The sequence below is a fragment of the Pseudomonas sp. DW-iso17 genome, from assembly GCF_058725345.1.
This window is the reverse complement of the sequence record NZ_JBZXEA010000046.1, coordinates 44,362-64,918: the sequence shown is the minus strand read 5'-3', so window position 1 is coordinate 64,918 and position 20,557 is coordinate 44,362. Positions and strand designations below refer to the sequence as shown.

The following is a 20,557-nucleotide window of genomic DNA, read 5'->3' as shown; positions in this document are numbered from 1 at the left end:
TTGATTTAAAGCGTTGCAGTCACATTGCCGGCCAACTGGAAGATCCCGACCACTACCAGAATCATCATGACCCCCATGGCCATGGAGGACATGCCGATAAGAGATTTGGCGATGGCTTCGACGCGCTGAAGCGTTTGCTCCAGCCACCGGTTGGAAAACCGTTCCATCGACTCAGCGAAGCCTTTGCGGGTGGCGAGCACTTCCAGAAAATGCATCGCCATGGGGTCTGGGAATTGATGACCCGCAAGCTTCAATGCGGTACCGAAGTTTTTGCCGGCGCTCACTCCGTAATGAATGGCGCTCAGGCGCTCTTTCAACCATGGAGAGGCATTGCGTTGAAGAGAGGTCAGCGCATCTAGTTGGTTGATGCCGGAGCGCAGCATCACAGCCATGTTGAGCAGAAAGATCGATCCGTGGAGCGCCTTGTAGACTGACCAAGGCGGGAGCCTCTCTGCTCGGACTCGCAGGACCTGGAGCAGCTTGTTCAACTGCAGCTTCCACGAAGGGCTGGCGGCCGTAATCTGAAGGCCGCAAAACACGGGTAGAGTGATGATCGATATGAGGATAAAGACGATTACAGCTATCAGCGTCACTAGCCCGTAGTGGGTCACGAAATTCGATAGGGCATAGAGGAAGGCCGGCACGCCGGTCCACGCCTCGGGGTTGGAGCGTCGTGTCATGGAGGGCACCATCCACACTGCAATCACATACAGCAACGCCGCCATGACGCTCCACACCATGGAGGGGAAAACGGTGGCGGACGCTACGAGTTTGCTGATCCGCTGACGTACTTCGATGATCCTCACGCAGTCCCGAAATGCCTGCACCAGGTTGCCGGTGTCTTCCCCGGAAGCGATCAAAGAGTTCTCGTCATAGGGAACCCAGCCTTCGCAGGAAATGCTCAGCGATTTCCCACCTTTTACCGATTGCGCGATATCCCTGCAGGCAAGGGACACTGGATGGAGCTTCTGCCCGTTATCGCTGAATGCTCTGGCCACCGTGTGCAGTGCGTCTTCAAGCGACACACCATCCTCAAGGATGCCCATCAGGCTCTCGTAGAACTGGATTCTTTCGTTTTTGCCAAACTGCTTGGCATAGAAGGTCTCTGCCCAACGATTCAGCATCGCTCTGACGTCACTCAGCATGAGCGAGCTCCAGGATTTGCCGGTCAAAGTCCAACGGCCCCACCGTCATTTCGGCGTGGCGGGGGTCTACTAATCCTTGTTTCAGTTTGATGATCGTGTGTGCGGTCTTGGTAATACCGCCCATTTCCTTGACCCAGTGGCGACGTGCCGCACTTGCACCCTGCCCATTGAAAACGCGCATGAATTCAAGGTCGGTGAGCAAAGTTTCCGCAACCACCGTGCGACCGGTGATGCCCAAGCCTTTGCAATGCGGGCATCCCGGTCCTTTGAGGTAGGTCTCATCAATCGCTTCCAAATCGCGCAAGTGCTGCACCAGCGCACTGTTGAGCTGCCCGAGATGCTCGCGTGCGGGGACGCGGCAGTGGGAACACAGCACGGGCAAGAGGGATTGATTGACCACGCTTGTCATCAGTGCAGGATCAGTAACCAGGTGTCGGTCTACACCCATGTCGATCAGTCGTTGAAGAGCTGCTACAGCGTTGTTGGTGTGCAGTGTCGTCAGCACCAGGTGACCAGTCATACCGCCGCGGAAAGCCGCTTGTGCTGATGCAAGGTCCCGGATCTCCCCATACATGAGAATGTCAGGGTCGAGTCGCATGGAATTGGTGATCCCGTCATTCCAGGTTTCACCGGCGCCCAGCGGTGACTGATTGGCGAGAAGTGGATATTCAGGTGGATCTTCCATCGTCAGAATGTGTTTTGTTCCACCGCACTCTTCGTGCAAGAGGTTCAGGTTTACCTGCAGCGACTTCGATTTGCCGGAACCGGTGGGTCCAGTGATCAGGTTCACCCCATAAGGCAAGCTGCGGATGCGGCTGAATGCATCAATTTGCTGCGTCAGGAAACCGAGATCACTAAGCGTCATTTTGGTTTTGTCGTCATACAGCAGACGCAAAACCATCAGAGGGCCATCTACGAGCGGCCGAGTGGCGACTCGGGCACCGAACAAACCGAGTTGGTCGACATAGGCGCGTTTTACCCTGGCGTCCTGGCTCACCTGCGGCTGGTAGTGGTCTTTCGCGACATCGCACATGCTGTTGTAGAGGGACGAGCAGAGCTCCATGCCCACCTGGCTCTGGTGCTGTTCTGCCTCCCACAAGAGCCCGTGGATGCGAAAGAAGATTCGAGTGATATCGTGACCTACGACAAAGTGGACGTCGCTGGCATTGCGCCGGTGGGCTTCTCCTAAAAGCTGCACCACCTGGGCCTGGCGCTTCGTCTCAGTCGCCGATAGTGCTTTACCATTTGCATCATCATTGGCGCGGTAGAGTGCCTTGATTGTGCTCATCGAGCAGACCTTGACCTCAAAGTGGTGATTTTCGTGTTCCAGCTGGTCCTCGAATGCCATGACATAGGCATCCGTTTGGTGTTGGGCTGACACATACAAAATCCCATCGCTGGTCAACGCACATAGTTGACGCAGCTCGGGTTTCAGCTCAAACGGTCCACCAGGGGCCGTCAGCAGTATTTGGTGCGACGTCAGTAGGACTGCAGCAGACTCATCACTGTCAGGCTCTATGACATCTGGTTTTTCAGTCAGGATCGTCATCGAACTTCTCAATCAACGTTGGCCAGGGATCAGCCCAGGCGGCATAGGTGCTGATGGGGTAATGCTGGGGGCTGAATTGTTAACGTTGCTCAAGCTGGCCGGGGGCGTACTGGAAAAGCCGAGGGGGTAGCGCTTACCGCCACGCTCGAGGGTCACGTTTTCGACGGAGAGGATGGCCATGCGATAGCCACCGGGTAACTCCCGAGATGAGGCATCTGCGTCTACTTCAAATCCGCTGCTGTAGAGCAGAGTCGCACGCAGCCGTTTTGCTGAGCCGAATACCGCTTTCACGACAGGCAAGTCAGACTGTGTATCACTGCTGTGCGCCGAGGCTGCAGCCGGCTGTGTGAGGTTTCCTTGAGAAAAAAACACAGTTGACGGCTGCGTCGTCGCACTTTGGTCTTCGCCCTTGATCGATCTTTCGGCCTTGGCCTTCTCGGCTTTGGCATTCAACAAGATCGTCTGGCTTTGAATCTGGGCCAGCTCGCCGACGTTCACCCCAGATAGGGTGTTCTCATCTGCCCAGCTCGATGGTGCCCCTAACGCAAGGATGGAGCACAAAAAGCACAGCGCTTTATTTCGCATATAGGTCACCTATTACTGACCAGACAAGGTGGCCGGTCTCATATTTGGTTGTGATTTCGCGCAGCCGTAAGCCCTGACTGGGTGCGCCGGATAATGAGTCCAGCGGCGTAATGCCAGTGGCATAGCTCAGCTCGAATTGCTTCCATTGAGGCGGTGGGGGCGGCGGTGGCGCAGGTTGGCCCGGTATCGCTGGTTGAATGGGCACAACGACCGGCACTTCTTTCAGCACTGGGGTTTGAGTGAAGCTGTGCAGCCAAGACGACAGGTTCGCCAACATCACGATGGCGTCTTTTAGAGGCTCATCACCGGCTGCGGGTAGAGAGATGTCGAATTTCAACGTGGCCGAGTTGCCCTCGTCAAAGAAGGCCGGCCGATCAGAAAAGTGGCCCTGCGTCGCCTGTATCAGTTTGTCGGCCGTGCTATTGCCCGAGCGCTTATAGGAGGACAAAACCTGTGCGCCGTCGCAGACGGCACTCGTGAACTGCCATCCCTGAATGGACAGAGGCAACTGATAAATGACGTTGCTGCAACCCTCCAGGAAATCTGCAACAGATGGACGTTTGGCCCAAGGGTGTTCAAGCGCTTGGGGCGTCTGTTCCATACCGGATTCTTTTTGCAGTCTGGCCAACTCTGCCAGGCGTTGCTGTTCAGCCTGGAAAGCCGCCTCTTTGGCTATCTGGTCCTGATGGTTCTGCCATTGAGCCCATCCGATGATGCCGGCAGCGATCAGCACGCCAAGAACCGCCAGCTGTACAAGTTCTGGTTTGGATAGCCCAAAGACGAGTGGCCGTAGCCGGTACTCGCGTTTTAGATGCGACGGCTGAAGCAGCTCTGCCACGTCCAGTGGTTGACCGCCCATATCGAACTCTGGGGGCAGGTACTCGTTGTCGAAGTTGATCCCACGACTGCGTTGTTGCGCGACTCGGCGGCGGACCTCAGCACCAGTGCCGATCATGTCGCAGCCAGAGATCACGCCACCTTGATACACAGCAACGAGGGCATATTGGTCAATCTCGCTTTCAGTTTTCCAGGCCGCGATCCATGAGTCCCCCAGCTGTCCAGCCAGGGTGGCCGCGAGCGAGTACATCCCTTTGATGACCTCCTCGCTGCGCGCTACAAAACCTGCCTGAATAATGGCTGGTGTTCTTCTAATGGCGACAATGTCGAGGTGGTGCTCACGACCGTACTGGCGCGCTTCCTTCATGTGCCCGGTGACACTACCCAGCGGATGCCAGCGCAGACCGGTGACAAATGATTTTCCACGATACTGGAGTACCTGGACTCGAGCAGAGCGTGCATTTTTTGAGGTTTCCGCAACCATGGCTTACCCCTTGGAACCTGTGCAATGCAGCAGTGGGGTAGGGCAAGAGCCCCAAGGCTCGTTGGCAGCAGGTGAAATCACCGCGCTGGGGCTGCCTGTGTCGCTATCAACAACAGGAGTAATCAGCACTACGAGTACGCTGTGCCCTGTGGTGCGGACACGGCTGCCGCCCAAACCGAAGAATCCAGGATCCCCTACGCCAGACTTGGTTGCGTTTTCGCTGTTCTCCTCAAAACCAGTCAGTACGAGGGTTTGACCGCTGCGCAATTTGACCTTGGGCGACAGATTCTTGGTGTCGTAATCCGCTGTCTGGACACTGGAGCCGTTGCTCGTAAAAGTGGTGAAGGTCGGTTTGCTACTCATGCTCAGGGTGATCATCAGCAACATGTTGTCCTGGTCGATGATTCGAGGGAGCAACATCATGTTGAAGCCGCTGGTGATAGTCGCGGGGGTGAGCGAAGTAGACGATCCAACGGAAGCCGTAGTGGTTGTCGAGCTTGATGCGACATAGCTCTTTACGTTGCCGATCTGGATGGGTGCCGGCTGCAGATTCAGCGTGGTGACCGACGGCGAGCGAACGTTCGAGATTCGGCCCTGTTCGGAAAGTGCTTTGATGATTAAGTTGGAGCCAGCCCAAGGAGACTTCGACGTGTCCAAAATACTCAACGAGCCCGACACCGCGCCCGTGCTTATGCCGGTGGTGGCATTCTTCAGCGAAAAGCCCCATTTGTTGCTCAAGGACGTATAGACAGCCGTCCAGTCCAGGCCGGTCTGGTCTGTGTCGGTGAGAGTTACCTCGAAAACTTTGACGTTGAACAACACCTGACGGGTGATACTGCTGTTGATCGAATTCAGGTATTTAGCAACGTTTGAGAGTACTTCTGGTCGATCACTTACCGTCAGGGTGCCAGTGGAACGCGAGAGGAACATCCGACCTTGGGGCTGTTGGCTCAGCATCGCCTTGACGTTTTTTTCAATGTCTCCGATCAGCGAGGTCTTGATGGTAACGGTGGTGCTCTGGTTGCTGCCTGATTCACCCGATGCACCTGTCGACGAAGATCCGCCGCCACCACCACCGGAACTGCTCCCGCTGCCTGTAGCGGTCAGCAAGCCCGACTTCACTGTGCTTTCAATGACCTGGTCATCACCAAATGCCCAGACGTCGAACGTCTTGGTGTCGAAGTAAGTGACATGCACGCTTCGATCATCGGAGGAATAATTCCACGCTAAGCCCAACTGGGAGGTCGCTTGATTCAACAACCCTGACAGCTTGCCGCTGTACTTAATGGGGAATGTGTTGGGTGCAGTCAGCCCAATCGAATTCATTGAGCGGGCGTTGCTCGGAACATTGCCGATGACGCCGGCGGGCATGAAGTTGGTCAGGTTGTCGGCAGAGCCCAAACCAGGTGGAACTGCAGGTCCTGAGTTGCCCTGCGTCGAACTGGAAAGGACACTTGGGTCGATTGCGTCAGGGGCTACGATGACCGGTACACCACATTCACTAGTGATGTACTGCGCGATCTCAGCGATCCCAACGTTATATGAGGGGCGATAGGTGATGTCGCAATCCATGGTCAGCGGTAAACCACGCTTGGCGACCAGCGGTTTTTTGGACACCCATGGTTTGTCGCTGAACACCACCGTAGCGCGCGCGGACTCTTGCTGCTGATTTCTCAGAAATCGGCTGTATTGAGAGGCTGTCGCAGCGTCATTTTCAGCTCGGCTGGCCGATTCATTCACACGCTGCAGCGAACAGGAACTCACCAGTGCGACGATAAGTGACAAGGCTGTGCTTTTGATCCAGAGACGAGCAGTCATCATTTGTTCCTCTCTGTAATAAAAATCAGCCGCTGTGAGGAGTTACTGTCGACCACATCGACCAGAAAGGACCGTGGAGCCGAGTCGTAGAGAGGGAAAATCGACCCAATGGCTTCTTGGAAACTGCCCTCAAATCGAAGTGGAGCGTCAATTGAGTAATCCAAATCATCGACCTGCCACATCAGTTTCCAGCCCGCTTTTTCAGCCCAGCCTTCGACGGTTTGACGAAGGGTTGAGCCAGTTGAAGCCGTCCATGTCTGGGCCAGCGGCTTCGGCGCTGCAATGTCCGTCGCAACCGGCTTTGGCGCTGCAGAAACTGCGGACGGCGCGGTGACCAGTTTCGGAGTTGAAGCGGCCTTGGCATCTGGGTTGCTGGACGAAGTCGAGGCCGGACTCTGAGTCGGCAAGGCAGACGTTTGTTTTGTAGAGCCATCCTTGGTAATCACCGTAGGAGGGGCCACGGTTTTGGCTGGTGCAGCGTTCGCCACAGGGGTAGCGGCTGATGCCGTTGTTGTGAAAGGCGCTGTTTGGGGAACGGCGGCGACTACTACTTGGCTGCCCGCATCATTGTTATTGCTCTTCGCTGCGATAGGCTGTGCAGCTGTCGATGTGTTGAGTTGAGCAATCTGAGTTGATGCAGGACGTGGAGAGTCCGGGAGCTGGTAGCCAGGGCGCAGGACGTAGCACACCTGACGGTTGACCTCGTCGACCTTCACCTGCCAGGCCGGACCTGCGAGCACCTGCAGGGTGTTACGCAGGGTCATAGGGCCAAGTTTATATTGGGCTGCTGGGAGTGGTCGGGTGTAAAGGATGTTGACGTGGCCAGAGTCTGCCGAGCAAAGCGTATAACCTGAACGGTCCACCACGTACTGCATGGCCTCATGCACATTTGGGTGCATGTTGGCTGGAATGCTGATGTCGATAATCTGAGCCATCAGGTCACGTTGGCCAGAATCTGGCAGCGTGCTGACGAGGGTGTAGCGGCCATAGCGCACTACTGGTTCTTTTTCAGGAACGGCGCCGCCAGGATAGAGGTCTGGCGTCAACATGTCCGGATTGCGACTGCTGTCGAAAGCGGGCTTGGGTGTCTGCGCCGTTTGGGTCGTGCAACTGGCGATTAACGCTAGAAGCGAGAGCGTGGTGACGTGCCTGATCATGTGCCGAGAGGCCCCCTGTAATGATAGGGGAACGGTGACAGGCTGGTACCAGCTGCGCAGTAGGAAATAGAAAACTACGTCTATAGGTATTTATAGGCTATACAAAGATGACGCGACCGAGGTGGAAAATTACCTAGTATCTGATCACCCATTTCCATTCACGCTGAGCATTCATTTGCATTCACGCTGACCACTCAATTGCATTCGACCTGACCAGCTATCCTGCCATTACGCCTAGAGTAATGAATCCAAAATCGCGTTCAGCGAACATCCATTCGAACATCAAATCTCCGTCCGCGTGCTGAGGCGATTGTTAATCCCTCCTGGTCGTTACCCTGTGGTCGACCGGTGAGCATTGATCCCCATCGTTAACTCCCGCCACAGGCATTTGTGCAAGCAGGCTGAACGTGGTTAAATCTGCATATTCGATTATCCACATATGCAGAGCGATTGCTTATGAGCCTTACACCACACACATTCTTCAAGTGCTTGGGTGATGAAACTCGCGCCCGGATCATGCTCATGCTTTCGGCTGAGGGTGAGTTGTGCGTGTGCGAGTTAATCTGGGCACTGGACGATAACCAGTCGAAGGTCTCCAGGCATCTTGCCCAACTGCGTGCTTGCGGGTTACTCGCAGATCGGAGGCAGGGTCAGTGGGTTTACTACCGGCTGCATCCCGAGCTTGAACAGTGGGCACTGGATGTTCTGAACGTCACTACGCAGGCACACCAGTCCTGGGTTAACGACCATCAAGGACGGCTGGCTTCCATGGAAGACAGACCCGTGCGCCAAGCCTCCTGCTGCTGACATCCTGATCTGGAACATACTCATGCTCATCGCAGCATCGATTTTCGTAGTTACGCTCGTCTTTGTTATCTGGCAACCCAAGGGGTTAGGTGTCGGCTGGAGCGCGGCAGCGGGTGCCGTTCTGGCACTACTGACTGGCGCCGTAAGTCTAGGGGATGTGCCGGTTGTGTGGCACATCGTCTGGAACGCTACCGCGACCTTCATTGCTGTGATCATCATCAGTTTGTTGCTCGATGAAGCGGGATTCTTCAAATGGGCGGCGCTTCATGTCGCTCGCTGGGGTCGGGGCAAAGGCGGACGTCTGTTTGCGCTGATGATCCTGCTCGGTGCAGCCGTTTCGGCACTGTTCGCCAATGATGGAGCCGCACTGATTCTGACCCCAATCGTCATCGCGATGCTGACGGCGCTTCGCTTCAGCCCGGCATCCACCTTGGCATTCGTGATGGCCGCAGGCTTCATCGCTGATACCGCCAGTCTGCCGATGGTGGTGTCCAACCTGGTGAACATCGTTTCGGCAGACTTTTTTGGCGTGGGTTTCGGTGAATACGCTTCTGTCATGTGGCCAGTGAACCTAGTGGCCGTGGCCGCGACACTGTTCATGCTCTGGATGTTCTATCGCAAGGACATTCCCGCCCAGTACGACGCGGATCAGCTTGAGGCCCCGGAGTCGGTGATTCGAGATCGGGCGACCTTCATTGCTGGCTGGTGGGTACTTGGCCTGCTGCTGGTTGGTCTGTTCGCACTGGAGCCGTTAGGTATCCCCATCAGCGCTGTTGCTGCTGCGTGTGCAATGATCCTGCTGGTCATCGCAGGTAAAGGCCAAATCATCTCCACGAGAAGGGTCATCAAGGACGCGCCCTGGCAAATTGTCGTGTTTTCGCTGGGCATGTATCTGGTGGTCTATGGCCTGCGTAATGCTGGCCTAACCGACTCGCTCTCGGGGCTGCTGAACATATTTGCCGAGCATGGCCTATGGGCCGCTACCTTGGGCACCGGTATCACCGCTGCGCTGTTGTCCTCGATCATGAACAACATGCCGAGTGTGCTTATCGGCGCTCTGTCCATTCAGGGCAGCGACGCTACAGGACTGGTACGTGAGGCCATGATCTACGCCAACGTCATCGGTTGCGATCTTGGCCCCAAGATCACGCCCATCGGAAGCCTGGCCACGTTGCTGTGGCTGCATGTGCTAGCGCAGAAAAATATCCGCATCACCTGGGGTTACTACTTCAAAGTCGGCAGCATCCTCACCCTCCCTATCTTGCTGGTAACGCTGGTGGCACTGGCGTCGCGGCTGAGCATCCCTGTCTAGGAGAAACCCATGAAAGTGCTATTTATGTGTACGGCAAACAGCTGCCGGAGCGTTCTCTCGGAGGGGTTGTTCAACCACCTGGCCCCGAGCGGTTTTAACGCCGTCAGTTCGGGCAGCTTCCCAAGCGGACAACTGAATCCACGCGCCGTGAGTACGTTGCAAGCGCTTGGTATCGACACCACAGATCTCTACAGCAAAGGCTCAGAGGTGTTTTCGGACTCACCACCGGATGTGGTGATCACCGTGTGTGATAAGGCTGGAGGCGAACCCTGCCCGGTCTATTTCGGGCCTGCTGTCAAAAGCCACTGGGGCCTCGCCGACCCTTCCGATGTAGAAGGCACAGACAGCGACATCCAAGCCGCATTTGACGCGACCGTCGTCCAGATTAAAAAGCGTTTCGAGGCATTCTTCAGCTTGGATCATTCGGCGCTCACACCGCAGGAACTGAAGCGCGAGCTAGATCAAATAGGTGAACTGTAATGGACGAATTTTCCTCGGAAAGCAGCCTGGATCTACCTAATCTGGATCAGTCGCTAATCGACTTCGTCACACTGGATCGCCTGCAAGGCAACGAGCAACCGACTCACAAACCACGCATCTTGTTGCTGTATGGCTCAACCCGTGAGCGCTCTTTCAGCAGGCTGCTGACCCAAGAGGCCGCGCGCATCCTGACCCTAATGGGAGCCGAGACCGTCATCTTTGATCCCTCGGGTCTGCCTCTCCCTGATGACGCTCCGGAAGACCATCCAAAGGTTAAAGAGCTGCGGGATCTGGTTCTGTGGTCAGAGGGACAGGTGTGGTGTTCGCCAGAGCGTCACGGTGCAATGTCTGCTGTATTCAAAGCCCAAATAGACTGGATACCTCTCACGTTGGGCGCTGTCCGCCCCAGCCAGGGCAAGACGTTGGCCGTCATGCAGGTCTGCGGTGGATCACAGTCCTTCAACACGGTAAACCAGCTTAGGATCCTCGGGCGCTGGATGCGGATGATCACCATCCCAAACCAGTCGTCAGTACCCAAAGCCTTTCTGGAGTTCGACGACGCAGGGCGTATGAAGCCATCCGCCTACTACGACCGTGTTGTGGACGTGATGGAGGAACTGATGAAGTTCACGCTGATGGTTCGGGGCCGGGAAACGTATTTGGTAGACCGCTATTCGGAGCGCAAGGAAAGCGCCGAAGCACTCTCGAAACGAGTCAATCAAAGATCGATTTGAGCGACCAAGGGGATAGAGGATGAGCAACACCACAGTAAGGATTGCGCAGATTTCGGACGCTCAAGCCATCCAGGCAATTTACGCACCGATGGTTGAGCATACGGCGATTTCGTTTGAGCTTGAGCCGCCCACAGTCGAAGAGATGGCCAAGCGGATTGGGTCGACTTTGCCGACTTACCCGTATCTGGTAGCGGAGCGAGACGGCCAGCTCATCGGCTATGCATATGCCAGTCAGCACCGGGCTCGTGAGGCCTATCGCTGGTCGGTCGACGTCACCGTTTATATATCGCCAGAAGCGCACCGTAGCGGGGTCGGCCGGGCACTGTATGGCGTGTTGCTGCCGACATTGAAAAGGCAAGGGTTTCACGCAGCCTTTGCCGGGATCGCGCTGCCAAACGATGGCAGCGTGGGGCTGCATGAAGCACTAGGCTTCGCTCACATCGGTACGTATCCAGAAGTAGGATTCAAGCATGGCGCTTGGCATGATGTTGGATATTGGCGTATCGCGCTGGATTCAACGAGTCCGCCAAAACTGTCCGTGCCTTTCAGTGAGATCAGTCTCTTCTGAATGGGTCTCGACGGCCATTATGAGCGATGGGAAGATTCTAATACGTAACAAAGTCAATTATGTTCGACTCCTCGAAATGAATACGAGCAAAGTGGGTAAAATCGAAATAGATTTGCCACTTTCGGAAGTTTGCAGATATCGAACGAAACTATTGTTGCCGATGGGGAGGCCTATTAGATTCCAGAAAACAAAAGTAATGGTTCCAAGTACGTTTACAAGGTCTCAGCCACTAAGAAGCAGTGATATACCGCAGATCTACAAATTGGTCGCCAATGCTTGTCTCGCGTTGCCGGCCGCGTCGGGCTCAATGAGGTCACTTGCCAACTGACGCTTATCCTGCAGCATTTGCCAAAGCATCTGGTCGATTGTGTTTTCCACCAGCGGGATTTTCACCACGACCATGCGCAATTGCCCATTGCGGTAGGCCCTGTCCTCAGCCTGGTCCTGCAGTCCAGGCGTCCAGGGGAGGCCCAGGAACATCACATAGTTGGCCGCAGTGAGGTTGTTGCCGGTGCCGGCAGCGGAGGTAGTGGCGGCAAAGACGCGGGTTTCTGGATCACTTTGGAATTGATCGATCGCCTTCTGCCGTTTGCCTACAGAGTCACTGCCGACAACCGTGACGCACCCGTACTCAGCTTGCTTGCACCGAGTGCGAAGTGTTCCTACCGTATCCTTGAACTCACAGAACAAGATTACTTTGTCCTCCGCGTCCAGTTCGCACAGCAGATCCATTACGACACGAATCTTTACCTGCTCAAGCAACTGACGCAGTGATCCCAACCTGGCGAGGCTAGGCCTGTCTTCGAGCCGAATTTGATCGTATTGCTTGCGCTCTTCAGCAGTGAGTTCGATGGGTAAAGTTTGGCGCTGTTTGCCCTTGAGACCGGGCAAGACATCCTTGCGTCGACGGAGCATCCAATCGCCGATTGCGCCCCGCAGATTCATGCGGAAATCCTGACTGCCGGCGAACTGTTCGCAGAATTCTTTCAAGGGCAGTTTCCCAACGGGGTGGCCGGATAGCCGTAGCAGCGTGTGCAGCTCAGATTCTCGGTTGAGGACTGGCGTACCCGTCAGCAGGTAACGGTTGGGTATCTTGGCGGCAATGTCGAAGCCGTGACGTGTCCACGCGGCGGTCGGCTCTTTCAGGCGGTGCGCCTCGTCGATGATCATCACTTCAAAGTGTCCTGCATGCAGAACAAAATCGCCAAGGCGTTCGTAGTTGGTGATAATCCATTGCGAAGAGGGATCAAAGACCTGTTGGCCGATAGTGGCCTTGGGATACACCATCTGGATTTCGCGTTGCCAGTTGATGATCAACGTCGACAGGGTGATAACCAAGATGGGTCTATTAGCTGCTCGGATTGCAGCGGCAATGATTGCTTGGCGAGTTTTACCAAGCCCCATGTCATCCGCAAGCAAGGCGCTTGTGCGCTGTAGCAAGTGCCGGATGCCTGCCGGTTGATGGTCCAGTAAAGAATAACCAGCCAATGCCTGGTTAATCTGTTCGGTAGTGGACCCGGTGCGCTCGATTGAGGGCACCGCGGCTAAATACACATCGGTTGAGGTGCTATCGTCAGCCGCTTTTGCTGCGCGCTCTTGTGGCGGTCCACCAAGACTGATGCGGGTGATTTCATCAGCTGGAACAACGGATCCGTCGGTCAGCAGCTCTTGCACGGTGTCGAGGATTTCGAACTGATCCTCCGACAATCCAAGCTCCAGGATCAAGTTGCTTCGCACCACTTCCGCACCAGCGTCAATGCGCCAGGACTTGGAATGCCCGAGAAACACGCCGTGCATGCGCCTTGAAACGGCGACCGCGCCAGGATGGTAGTCACCTGACAGCAGGATCCCGCCCTGAACGAGTGGAGCTATCCGAAAGGTCAGCCCCCACGTGAATGCCTGCCGATCTGGGTCGTTTTGTGCGGCTGTGATTTTATGTGAAAACGTCTCCCAACTTTCATTGAAACGGTCCTCGGACAACTCCATCAAACGGTGGAAGAGCACATCCAGGTCATCCAGCAACTTGCCTTTTGGTAATCGCCAATAGCGATGTTGAGGATGCTCGGCACGCCGAATATAGAAACCATTACGTTCGAGAAACAGCCGGTTCGCACCCTCAACGTATTGCATTAAGACCCCGAAGTCATAGCCGTCAAAAATGACTTTTTCGACCAGGTCCTGCCGGCGGTTCATCAGACGTGGACGACTCATGTCCTGCTCAATCGTTGGTTGATCCATTCCGCACAGGCCTGGGCATGCATTTTTTTCCGGTTTCGATTTGTATAGCGCGACATGGATAGTGTTTGGTCGGGCCATTCCAGGTTAATGGCGAGCTCACCCGATTTGATCTTTGCCCAAAACCATTGATAGGCCCGGTCAACCCTGGAGCCCGACTTAGGTGTGCGATTGCGGAGCCCTCTCAGTTGTATCGTCACCAGGTGTTTGGGAGTCAATTTTGCTAACGTTTCGCCCCAGGCACTTTCATCCATTTGGATTTCTGCAGAGGCCAACGATTTCCCGTTTTCGCGAACCGAAAAAAGACGGCAGATGCCCCGATAAGCACTGTAGTCGTAACCATCAATGCAATGGCCCAGCGCTCGATGTTCCGCATCAAGATCGGCGGGGCACTTCAGTTCGATAATTTGCAGCCCATTTGGACTCACGAGGGGTGTGCTGGTTGAATAAAGCAGCGGCTTCCAGGGCGTTAAAGAGTCTGTTCTTGTTTGTGGATCTACTGCATCTAAAGCCTCACGGATGTCTATCAACGCGAGGTGAAAGCCATTCACCAAGCTGGCGATCTGGTGATAGGAAGCAGTAGCAATGAAGCTTTTGAGTTTCTGCAGTGCTTCACCAGAAGCTGGTCCGTCGCTCTCATCAACGTTGTTAAAGAGCTCGTTCAGGTCTCGAAAGTCGTCGGCGATTTTGGACCAATTGTCGTCCGACCAATCAGTTGGACACCCTGACAGCAGCCTGTTCCAGTCCTGCGTTTGATCCAGCAGTTGATACGGGATTTTATCCAGCAGCGCGAAGAGAGTGATCCAGTGCGCTTTTTTAAGAGGACGGCGATTGCCCAGTGAGGCTCCCAGCAGCAGTCGATGCCAGGGTCCTTGTGGCCCCTCGCGGCTGATACGGGTCAATGCACTGCCGGTATCGAATACCCGCTGTTGACCCAGGTAGCGCACTGCAGCGCGCGGCGCCTGTAGCAGCCAAGCCAGTGTGTCGGAAAGGGGGAGGCCCGCGTCGGCTATGCGACCTACCAGGCACTCTTCAGCGGAAATCAAATAACGGTCCTCACTCCAGTATGGGCGCCACGCCTGAAGTTCATCCCATGGGCAGTTCATGTATACCTGCTGCTGCCCATCCCACGGCCACGGCCATTGATCTGCTAGTACCAGAAGTGGAATCAGTACTGGCTGGGCTTTTAGGGCCTGAAGGCGGCGTTTTCGGTCACCTTGAGCCAGCCAGTTATAGAGCTTGGGTGAGGGACATTGCGCTGAACGAATGGCGAATAAAAGCTCTTGGTCCAGACACTGGCAAAACTGCTTCAGCGTGCTGCCAATCTGCTTCAGGTAAAATCGGGTGCGGGGATTGAAGTACCGATTGTTGCTCGCCGTCCAATCGAAGCCGCGGCGATTAAAGCTTCCTAGATCTTCAATCGAAAGGGCTTTCGCCCTCTCTCCAGCAGACTTGCAGAAGGAGGTCAGTAGGACGTCTGCATACCAGCGTTTTTCAAACCTGAGCAGTAGCTGCTGGGCCACCATTGCGGTGGGTTTTCTCTTATGCACGCGGTCCTTGCTGAAGATTTTGCAGGCCTTAACCTGATGACCATCGAAGTACTGGAGGTGATCGCCGATTCTGGCCAGGAGCCGCCGTGTTTGATCATCTGTAGAGGGCAGGGCTACGCACCAGCAACGAGTATGGACAGTGGAACTCAGATAGGTATCGATGAAGGAGGTCAGCTGGGAGGGCGGTACGTTAAATTGTAAAGCCCAGGTCTGGGCGACTTCAATTTGCCGGTCTGAGAACTTCTCCAGCTTCGGCGCTAAGATGCGCAGCCCCACCACCGATTGTCTCTTCTGTACGCTCACCCATGACCTCCTCTGCAATTTCGCAGAGGACTGTCAGGTATAGGAATGGTGGGCTTCTAGGGTTAATGCGTAACGGCGTTGTCGGTGATTTATATCGGCAATGGCAGAAGTCACACCCCTCTGGGTTTATTGAGATCTGGTTTGCCATTCAAGTTTGGAAAACTCACCTTGCATCCATTCGATTTGAAGCCTGTGCAACCCCAAAAGTCATAGCCACCGCCCCCTTTTTTTTGTCGCCTTGCGAGGGGTTGATTGCACTTGGGACAGTTGAAAGCGCCACCTGCTGTGGCTGGGCGTGGAGCGGACGCCATCGGCACACTCGGCATTCCACGTTGCTGAGACAGTTCCTCTTCCAGGCGTCTATGCAGACGCGCAACGACAGCTCCATAGGTGTCTTGGCCCTGGGCGACTTTGTCCAAATCCCGCTCCAGCTCCCTCGTAAAATCGAGCTCCACGAAACTGTAGAACCCTTCCAGCTTCGCGATTGTTTCCTCCCCCAGCGGCGCCGGTACCAGCTTGCGGCTTTTTTCCTCAATCATTCCTTTGCTGGTGATGTTCTTCAAGATCGAGGCGAACGTGCTGGGACGACCAATACCGCGGCGCTCCATTTCTTTGATTAGACTGGCCTTGGTGTAGCGGGATGGCGGCTGAGTTTTCTTCTTCAGCAGTTCTCCGTTGTGCACAGAGATGATCTGTTTTGGTGTGAGTGCAGGAACTGGGTTGCTCGCTGCTCCATCTTCCTCATCGTCTGTGTCATCGCCCTTGAGCAGTTTCCGCCACCCAGGATGAAAAAGGGTTTCACCAGTTGCATTGAATCGCAAAGCCTTACCATTTGGGCCAACCGCGAGCAGTTTTACAGCACGCACGTCGAATACCGCCGCTTCGATCTGGCTGGCCAGCGCCCGGACCCAAATCAACTTGTACAGGGCGAGTTCCTCGTCGTTCTCACCAGCTTTTGTATCAGCCCAATGCGTCGGGGTAATAGCGGGGTGGCCTTCCTGCGCGCCTTCGGCGGCCTTGAATGTACGTCGCTCGTCGACGGTCTTCAATCCGATAGATCTAGCTACGGTTCTAATATCCTCCATGGCCTCGTCTGGTACGTTGGGATTATCCGTCCTGTGGTAGGTGATCACGCCTTGTTCATACAATCGCTGGGCGACTTGCATGGTCTTGTCCGGGTCCCATTTCAAGGCGTTGCTGGCTGCTTGTTGAAGGGTGGAAGAGATGAAGGGCGCGGGTGGGTGGCGCTCGGCCTTGCGGTCTTCACAGGACTCGACGACGACATTACGTGTGCCGGCGACGAGTCGGGCCAGGTTGGCATCTTGAACGTAAGGAAAGTCTTTGCTCGCGAAATCCGGTACCGGTTGCCAGTCTGCATACCAGGTGGTGCCCTGATTCATATCCACAAAGTTCAGACGCACACCGAAGTGGTTGATTACCTGAAAGTTGCGGATCTCGCGCTCGCGCAAAACCACCAGGTATACGGCAGGCGATTGCACGCGGCCTGCAGAGGTGGGCTTGCCCATCAGTCGGCGTAGCTCCTGAGTCACCAGGTAACCCACCAAACGATCAAGTACACGCCGGCATTCTTGTGACGCGACTCTGTTCAAATCGATTTGGCGAGGATTGGCTAGAGCCTCTGCGACACGCTTCAGGGTGATTTCATTGAAGGTGATGCGTTTGTAGGATTTGACCGCCAGTACCTGCTGGATGTGCCAGCTGATGCTTTCACCTTCGCGATCCGGATCGGTTGCGAGGTAGATTTCATCGGCCTGTTTAGCTGCGGCCTTGATGGTCCGCACGGCCTTGGCGCTCTTATCCAGGATCTCGTACACCGGTGTGTAATTTTTGCGGACGCCTGTGGTGATCATGCTGTCGTCCTGCCCTCTGGCGGGCAAGTCACGTATGTGCCCACCACTGGCGACAACCAACCAGTGTTCGCCTGGGCGCAGTTTCTTCATCATTGGCTGAAGCTTTTTCAGCTTCCCAGGTGCCTCGATGATCAATAGCTTCACGGTGTGCCCCTTCTCAATTATGCAGAGCGGGACTGTCACGTCATGGCAGGTAAGGCTTCAATGGGAAATGGTCAATGCACAACGGGAGGCTTTTAGCGGCTAGAGGTCCAGCGTCAGCTGCTGTTCCTGGGCAAAGCCCTTTAGCCACGACGCGCGCATCGCAGGATGGTGGTAAGGGCAGTCATACACCCGTAGCCCTTTTCGGGCGGCGTCAGCACCGGCTATTTGAACGGCAGTATGGGGGTTATTGAATTGCCGCCTATCTGCTGGTTTCAAAGAAGTTCGAGATTGCGCCATTGGCTATCGGTCCCCGAAGAACAGATCTATCAGACAGTAACATCACGAATAGCGCATTTTTTTGCATCAAAAACGGAAGTTTTAAACTTCTGTGCTTGAGATAGCCGAATGGAAGTGTGACTCAACCTGAAAGTTAACGAATGGCGCGATTTTTTGCCAACCAATTGGCGGTTTGATGTCAATTCGAAGCTGGCTCGTCCGTCCAGTTCGCAACTCTGATCCACGCGATGAAGTCCTGAGTGGATTGTCCGCTTTGAACACGTAGTTGTTCCAGCTTGCCGTATAAGTGTTCAGTCATTTCGTCGTCGTCGTCAAAGTCGACGCGGTATTCAGTATCTAAGCGGTATTCATCGAGCAAGGTGTTGATAAATCGGCGGGCTTGCCAGGTATCAAGGTCTGTCTCTCCACGGCCCCCCATCAGATACTCTCCCGTTCGCCACCCAACTGGAGCCCATGATGCTCGGTTTATGTCCAGGGTGAGCCCGTAGTAGTCCGGAGCATTCACCTCGCTTTCATCAAAGTAAGCCCAGTAAACACGGCCTAAAGCTGGGTGCTCTGCGCCAATGACAACGTACCCTGTTGGGTCCCTCAAAACTTCATCCATCGGCACGTCCTAATTTGTAGTGGTTCTCTAATGAGGTCGGGGGAAACGATGAGCTGTTTCCCCCAACACCGACAGCTACACGAATGGGCCGAAAAATTAAGCCCCTGTTTTCAGAATTGCGGTGGATCGGTATCTGGATATTCATCCGGGCCTGGAGCTGGCTGCGGCCGCGATTCGGGTCTGTTGGACTGTTGCGAATTCTGGTTTTGCGAAGGCGCCAGATTCACCATGGTCACGCGGTGTGGCAGCATGCCGACCCGGCTGGCCTGGATTTTCAAAGCTTCGAATTCGCCATCGTCGTTCTTCCAACGGTCCATAACGGCGCGACCGGAAACCAGCACTCGCATACCTTTCTGGAACAGTTGCGAATAATGCTCGGCGTCCTTGTGCCACCACTCCACATTCGCCCAAAAACCGCCACGATCTTCGTAGCCGCCTTTGCCATCCGGAATCGAATTGTCGAAGTAAACGTTGGCTCGCATGAGTCGACGTGGGTCTTTATTGCCGTTGGGGAATTCTTTGAATTCCGGTGCAGAACCGATATTGCCTTCCCAGCCTTGTACGGGCGTGCCCATGAGTATTCTCCGAGGTTATTGGTGTTGCGTTGGGTTGTTGAGCTGCTGCAGGCGAGCGGTATACACGGCCTCTGCCTGGCCCATTTTTTCTGCGCACTCGGCGGCCTGTTTGGTGATCGAGTGCAGCAAACTCATTTGCATATTCAAGGTGATGCGCTGCAGCTCCATCACGTAAAGATCCTGCAGCATGGATTCCGGTGTTCTGGGTGAGCCCATCATTTCTGCCCAAACCCCTACGCCCATCCGCCGATCTGTCACCTGCTGCCATCTCAAAAACTGGGTGCCGGCTTGGGTGTTCTGCTCAGTCAACCGCACTGGAACTAGGGTGAATGGATATCGGCGGGCCTGGCTCAGCACTTCCTGGGCAAGAGCTTTTAAGTCCGATTCTTGAGCTCGGCAAAGATCGGCAAATTGGGTCAGCTCCCCCTTACCTTTAAAAGGCTTTAAAAGGCCCTTTAGTGAGGCAGCCTGTTGCAGTCGCTGAAAGGCTTCCTGTTGCAGTGGCCGGAAGGCGGTCTGTTGCAGCGACCCATCATTGGAGGGAATCTGGCCCATGCTCTTTAACCCTCAACGGGGTCATCGAGATGATCATCCGTCTCGGTTTGCTGCTGACCGCGGATGATCGGTGGCGCGAAATTCGAACGGCGGGTGCCTTCCAGGATGTCTTGTGGCAGCTCACCGTACCGCTCGTACATTTTGCGGGCTGCTTCAGCCTTGGCATTGTTTGCAGCGAAGTCGTCGCGGGCAGCGCCTGAGTACTTATAGATCTGGGCCAGACCAAACAGTCTCCGCAGTACCGCTGCGCCTTCGTCGATCCAGGTTTCCATATCGTGGCGCCCGACAAGGCCAACGTGCTGGGCCAACAGAATGCGTCTGACAATTTCGTCGTAGTTCGTCAGCAGGTACACAGCCTGAAATCCCAGGGGATTGGAGATGTACAGCGGGAGGCTGACAGGCTGGATCGAGAGGTTTTCGCTAATGCTGATGGCCGGTGGAAGAGAGGCCATGGCTGTGTCCAGGCGATCTTCGATGGTCTTTAACGCTTCCTTGGAATCGTTGATCTTTTCCTCGAGGAGGATCATCCACCAGTCAGAGTAGGGATCATCCTGTTGGGCGCCTCGAGACATTCGATTGACGACAGTGCAGAACCCTGACAGACCAATGATGCCGGCTTTGAGGTCATTTTTAGGGCGCCCCATCCATATACGAGCGGCGTGGTGAGTGTGAAGGGTGAGCTTCACATCGCTGCGCAGTGAACCGATGTTGAGCCGGAAGTTATCAGCCATGGTGCAGTGTTTCCTTGGGAAGAGGATTGACGTACCCATGCTGCAATTTGGCTATAGGAGACGCAGCATTAAATACGTAGCCCGATGGAAGGGGATTTGTTGAGGCTTCTATATAGGAAGAGCTGAAACTCGCCGGTGCGGACCGAATCCCTTGCGTGGCGGCCACCTCCGGTGCCGGATGCTGTCAGGGTGTTGTGGGCCACAACACTTGCCATG

The 20,557-nt window shown here is 55.1% G+C and carries 19 protein-coding genes; 5 read left to right on the top strand and 14 right to left on the bottom strand.

The features are described 5' to 3' along the window. Positions 1-5 precede the first annotated feature (5 nt). From AC4PS6_RS25295 to pilL2, 6 genes are read right to left on the bottom strand one after another with little or no spacing between them, the layout of a single operon-like run. Positions 6-1,145, bottom strand: a complete 1,140-nt coding sequence (locus AC4PS6_RS25295; RefSeq protein WP_019818094.1) for a type II secretion system F family protein — start codon at positions 1,143-1,145, stop codon at positions 6-8. Beyond that, positions 1,135-2,694, bottom strand: a complete 1,560-nt coding sequence (locus AC4PS6_RS25290; protein ID WP_019818093.1) for a GspE/PulE family protein — start codon at positions 2,692-2,694, stop codon at positions 1,135-1,137. Before AC4PS6_RS25290 ends, AC4PS6_RS25295 begins: the two co-directional genes overlap by 11 nt. Positions 2,695-2,706: 12 nt before the next feature. Beyond that, positions 2,707-3,279, bottom strand: coding sequence for a type IV pilus biogenesis protein PilP (pilP, locus tag AC4PS6_RS25285; RefSeq protein WP_008437355.1), 573 nt, complete (start codon positions 3,277-3,279; stop codon positions 2,707-2,709). Continuing rightward, positions 3,269-4,600, bottom strand: a complete 1,332-nt coding sequence (pilO2, locus tag AC4PS6_RS25280) for a type 4b pilus protein PilO2 (RefSeq protein ID WP_024073376.1) — start codon at positions 4,598-4,600, stop codon at positions 3,269-3,271. Before pilO2 ends, pilP begins: the two co-directional genes overlap by 11 nt. Positions 4,601-4,603: 3 nt before the next feature. Further along, a complete protein-coding gene (gene pilN, locus AC4PS6_RS25275; protein WP_019818091.1) occupies positions 4,604-6,418 on the bottom strand; it encodes a PilN family type IVB pilus formation outer membrane protein in 1,815 nt (604 codons plus the stop codon). Further along, positions 6,418-7,575, bottom strand: a complete 1,158-nt coding sequence (gene pilL2, locus AC4PS6_RS25270; RefSeq protein ID WP_019818090.1) for a PFGI-1 class ICE element type IV pilus protein PilL2 — start codon at positions 7,573-7,575, stop codon at positions 6,418-6,420. The genes pilN and pilL2 overlap by 1 nt, the downstream gene beginning before the upstream one ends. Before the next feature lie 456 nt (positions 7,576-8,031). On the opposite strand from pilL2, the gene AC4PS6_RS25265 reads away from it, so the two are divergent. The 5 genes from AC4PS6_RS25265 to AC4PS6_RS25245 are packed head-to-tail and all read left to right on the top strand — an operon-like array spanning position 8,032 to position 11,476. Continuing rightward, positions 8,032-8,382: a metalloregulator ArsR/SmtB family transcription factor gene (locus tag AC4PS6_RS25265; protein ID WP_008437351.1), complete on the top strand. Its 351-nt coding sequence runs from the start codon at positions 8,032-8,034 to the stop codon at positions 8,380-8,382. 22 nt (positions 8,383-8,404) lie between these two features. Beyond that, on the top strand, positions 8,405-9,694 hold the full coding sequence (locus tag AC4PS6_RS25260; RefSeq protein ID WP_008437350.1) for an arsenic transporter: 1,290 nt from the start codon (positions 8,405-8,407) through the stop codon (positions 9,692-9,694). 9 nt (positions 9,695-9,703) lie between these two features. Continuing rightward, positions 9,704-10,174, top strand: coding sequence for an arsenate reductase ArsC (locus tag AC4PS6_RS25255; protein ID WP_008437349.1), 471 nt, complete (start codon positions 9,704-9,706; stop codon positions 10,172-10,174). Further along, a complete protein-coding gene (gene arsH / locus AC4PS6_RS25250; RefSeq protein ID WP_008437348.1) occupies positions 10,174-10,908 on the top strand; it encodes an arsenical resistance protein ArsH in 735 nt (244 codons plus the stop codon). The genes AC4PS6_RS25255 and arsH overlap by 1 nt, the downstream gene beginning before the upstream one ends. Before the next feature lie 19 nt (positions 10,909-10,927). Further along, positions 10,928-11,476 carry an arsinothricin resistance N-acetyltransferase ArsN1 family B gene (locus AC4PS6_RS25245; RefSeq protein ID WP_008437347.1) on the top strand — a complete coding sequence of 183 codons (549 nt, stop codon included), beginning with the start codon at positions 10,928-10,930 and terminating at the stop codon, positions 11,474-11,476. 255 nt (positions 11,477-11,731) lie between these two features. Here AC4PS6_RS25245 and AC4PS6_RS25240 read toward each other — a convergent pair whose 3' ends face one another. The 8 genes from AC4PS6_RS25240 to AC4PS6_RS25205 form a co-directional block, all read right to left on the bottom strand. Beyond that, a complete protein-coding gene (locus AC4PS6_RS25240; protein WP_024073377.1) occupies positions 11,732-13,687 on the bottom strand; it encodes a DEAD/DEAH box helicase in 1,956 nt (651 codons plus the stop codon). Beyond that, positions 13,684-15,564, bottom strand: coding sequence for a hypothetical protein (locus tag AC4PS6_RS25235; RefSeq protein WP_019818088.1), 1,881 nt, complete (start codon positions 15,562-15,564; stop codon positions 13,684-13,686). Before AC4PS6_RS25235 ends, AC4PS6_RS25240 begins: the two co-directional genes overlap by 4 nt. Before the next feature lie 110 nt (positions 15,565-15,674). Next, positions 15,675-17,579, bottom strand: a complete 1,905-nt coding sequence (topA, locus tag AC4PS6_RS25230; RefSeq protein WP_008437341.1) for a type I DNA topoisomerase — start codon at positions 17,577-17,579, stop codon at positions 15,675-15,677. Positions 17,580-17,678: 99 nt separating this feature from the next. Then, a complete protein-coding gene (locus AC4PS6_RS25225) occupies positions 17,679-17,876 on the bottom strand; it encodes a CrpP family ICE-associated protein (protein ID WP_073845721.1) in 198 nt (65 codons plus the stop codon). A 178-nt stretch (positions 17,877-18,054) separates the two neighbouring features. After that, entirely contained in the window at positions 18,055-18,480 is a 426-nt protein-coding gene (locus tag AC4PS6_RS25220) for a hypothetical protein (RefSeq protein WP_008437339.1), read from the bottom strand. A gap of 110 nt (positions 18,481-18,590) precedes the next feature. Then, positions 18,591-19,055 (bottom strand): single-stranded DNA-binding protein, encoded by a 465-nt coding sequence (locus AC4PS6_RS25215; protein WP_008437336.1) that lies wholly within the window; start codon positions 19,053-19,055, stop codon positions 18,591-18,593. Between the two features lie 15 nt (positions 19,056-19,070). Continuing rightward, entirely contained in the window at positions 19,071-19,610 is a 540-nt protein-coding gene (locus tag AC4PS6_RS25210) for a DUF3158 family protein (RefSeq protein WP_008437334.1), read from the bottom strand. Positions 19,611-19,615: 5 nt separating this feature from the next. Then, positions 19,616-20,341, bottom strand: coding sequence for a PFL_4669 family integrating conjugative element protein (locus AC4PS6_RS25205; protein ID WP_008437331.1), 726 nt, complete (start codon positions 20,339-20,341; stop codon positions 19,616-19,618). Between the last annotated feature and the right edge of the window lie 216 nt (positions 20,342-20,557).

What these genes read in the sequence shown, in the direction of transcription:
- AC4PS6_RS25295 (WP_019818094.1), bottom strand. Translation starts at nt 1,145, where the DNA reads ATGCTGAGTGACGTCAGAGCGATGCTGAATCGTTGGGCAGAGACCTTC.
- AC4PS6_RS25290 (WP_019818093.1), bottom strand. Translation starts at nt 2,694, where the DNA reads ATGACGATCCTGACTGAAAAACCAGATGTCATAGAGCCTGACAGTGAT.
- pilP (WP_008437355.1), bottom strand. Translation starts at nt 3,279, where the DNA reads ATGCGAAATAAAGCGCTGTGCTTTTTGTGCTCCATCCTTGCGTTAGGG.
- pilO2 (WP_024073376.1), bottom strand. Translation starts at nt 4,600, where the DNA reads ATGGTTGCGGAAACCTCAAAAAATGCACGCTCTGCTCGAGTCCAGGTA.
- pilN (WP_019818091.1), bottom strand. Translation starts at nt 6,418, where the DNA reads ATGACTGCTCGTCTCTGGATCAAAAGCACAGCCTTGTCACTTATCGTC.
- pilL2 (WP_019818090.1), bottom strand. Translation starts at nt 7,575, where the DNA reads ATGATCAGGCACGTCACCACGCTCTCGCTTCTAGCGTTAATCGCCAGT.
- AC4PS6_RS25265 (WP_008437351.1), top strand. Translation starts at nt 8,032, where the DNA reads ATGAGCCTTACACCACACACATTCTTCAAGTGCTTGGGTGATGAAACT.
- AC4PS6_RS25260 (WP_008437350.1), top strand. Translation starts at nt 8,405, where the DNA reads ATGCTCATCGCAGCATCGATTTTCGTAGTTACGCTCGTCTTTGTTATC.
- AC4PS6_RS25255 (WP_008437349.1), top strand. Translation starts at nt 9,704, where the DNA reads ATGAAAGTGCTATTTATGTGTACGGCAAACAGCTGCCGGAGCGTTCTC.
- arsH (WP_008437348.1), top strand. Translation starts at nt 10,174, where the DNA reads ATGGACGAATTTTCCTCGGAAAGCAGCCTGGATCTACCTAATCTGGAT.
- AC4PS6_RS25245 (WP_008437347.1), top strand. Translation starts at nt 10,928, where the DNA reads ATGAGCAACACCACAGTAAGGATTGCGCAGATTTCGGACGCTCAAGCC.
- AC4PS6_RS25240 (WP_024073377.1), bottom strand. Translation starts at nt 13,687, where the DNA reads ATGAGTCGTCCACGTCTGATGAACCGCCGGCAGGACCTGGTCGAAAAA.
- AC4PS6_RS25225 (WP_073845721.1), bottom strand. Translation starts at nt 17,876, where the DNA reads ATGGCGCAATCTCGAACTTCTTTGAAACCAGCAGATAGGCGGCAATTC.
- AC4PS6_RS25220 (WP_008437339.1), bottom strand. Translation starts at nt 18,480, where the DNA reads ATGGATGAAGTTTTGAGGGACCCAACAGGGTACGTTGTCATTGGCGCA.
- AC4PS6_RS25215 (WP_008437336.1), bottom strand. Translation starts at nt 19,055, where the DNA reads ATGGGCACGCCCGTACAAGGCTGGGAAGGCAATATCGGTTCTGCACCG.
- AC4PS6_RS25210 (WP_008437334.1), bottom strand. Translation starts at nt 19,610, where the DNA reads ATGGGCCAGATTCCCTCCAATGATGGGTCGCTGCAACAGACCGCCTTC.
- AC4PS6_RS25205 (WP_008437331.1), bottom strand. Translation starts at nt 20,341, where the DNA reads ATGGCTGATAACTTCCGGCTCAACATCGGTTCACTGCGCAGCGATGTG.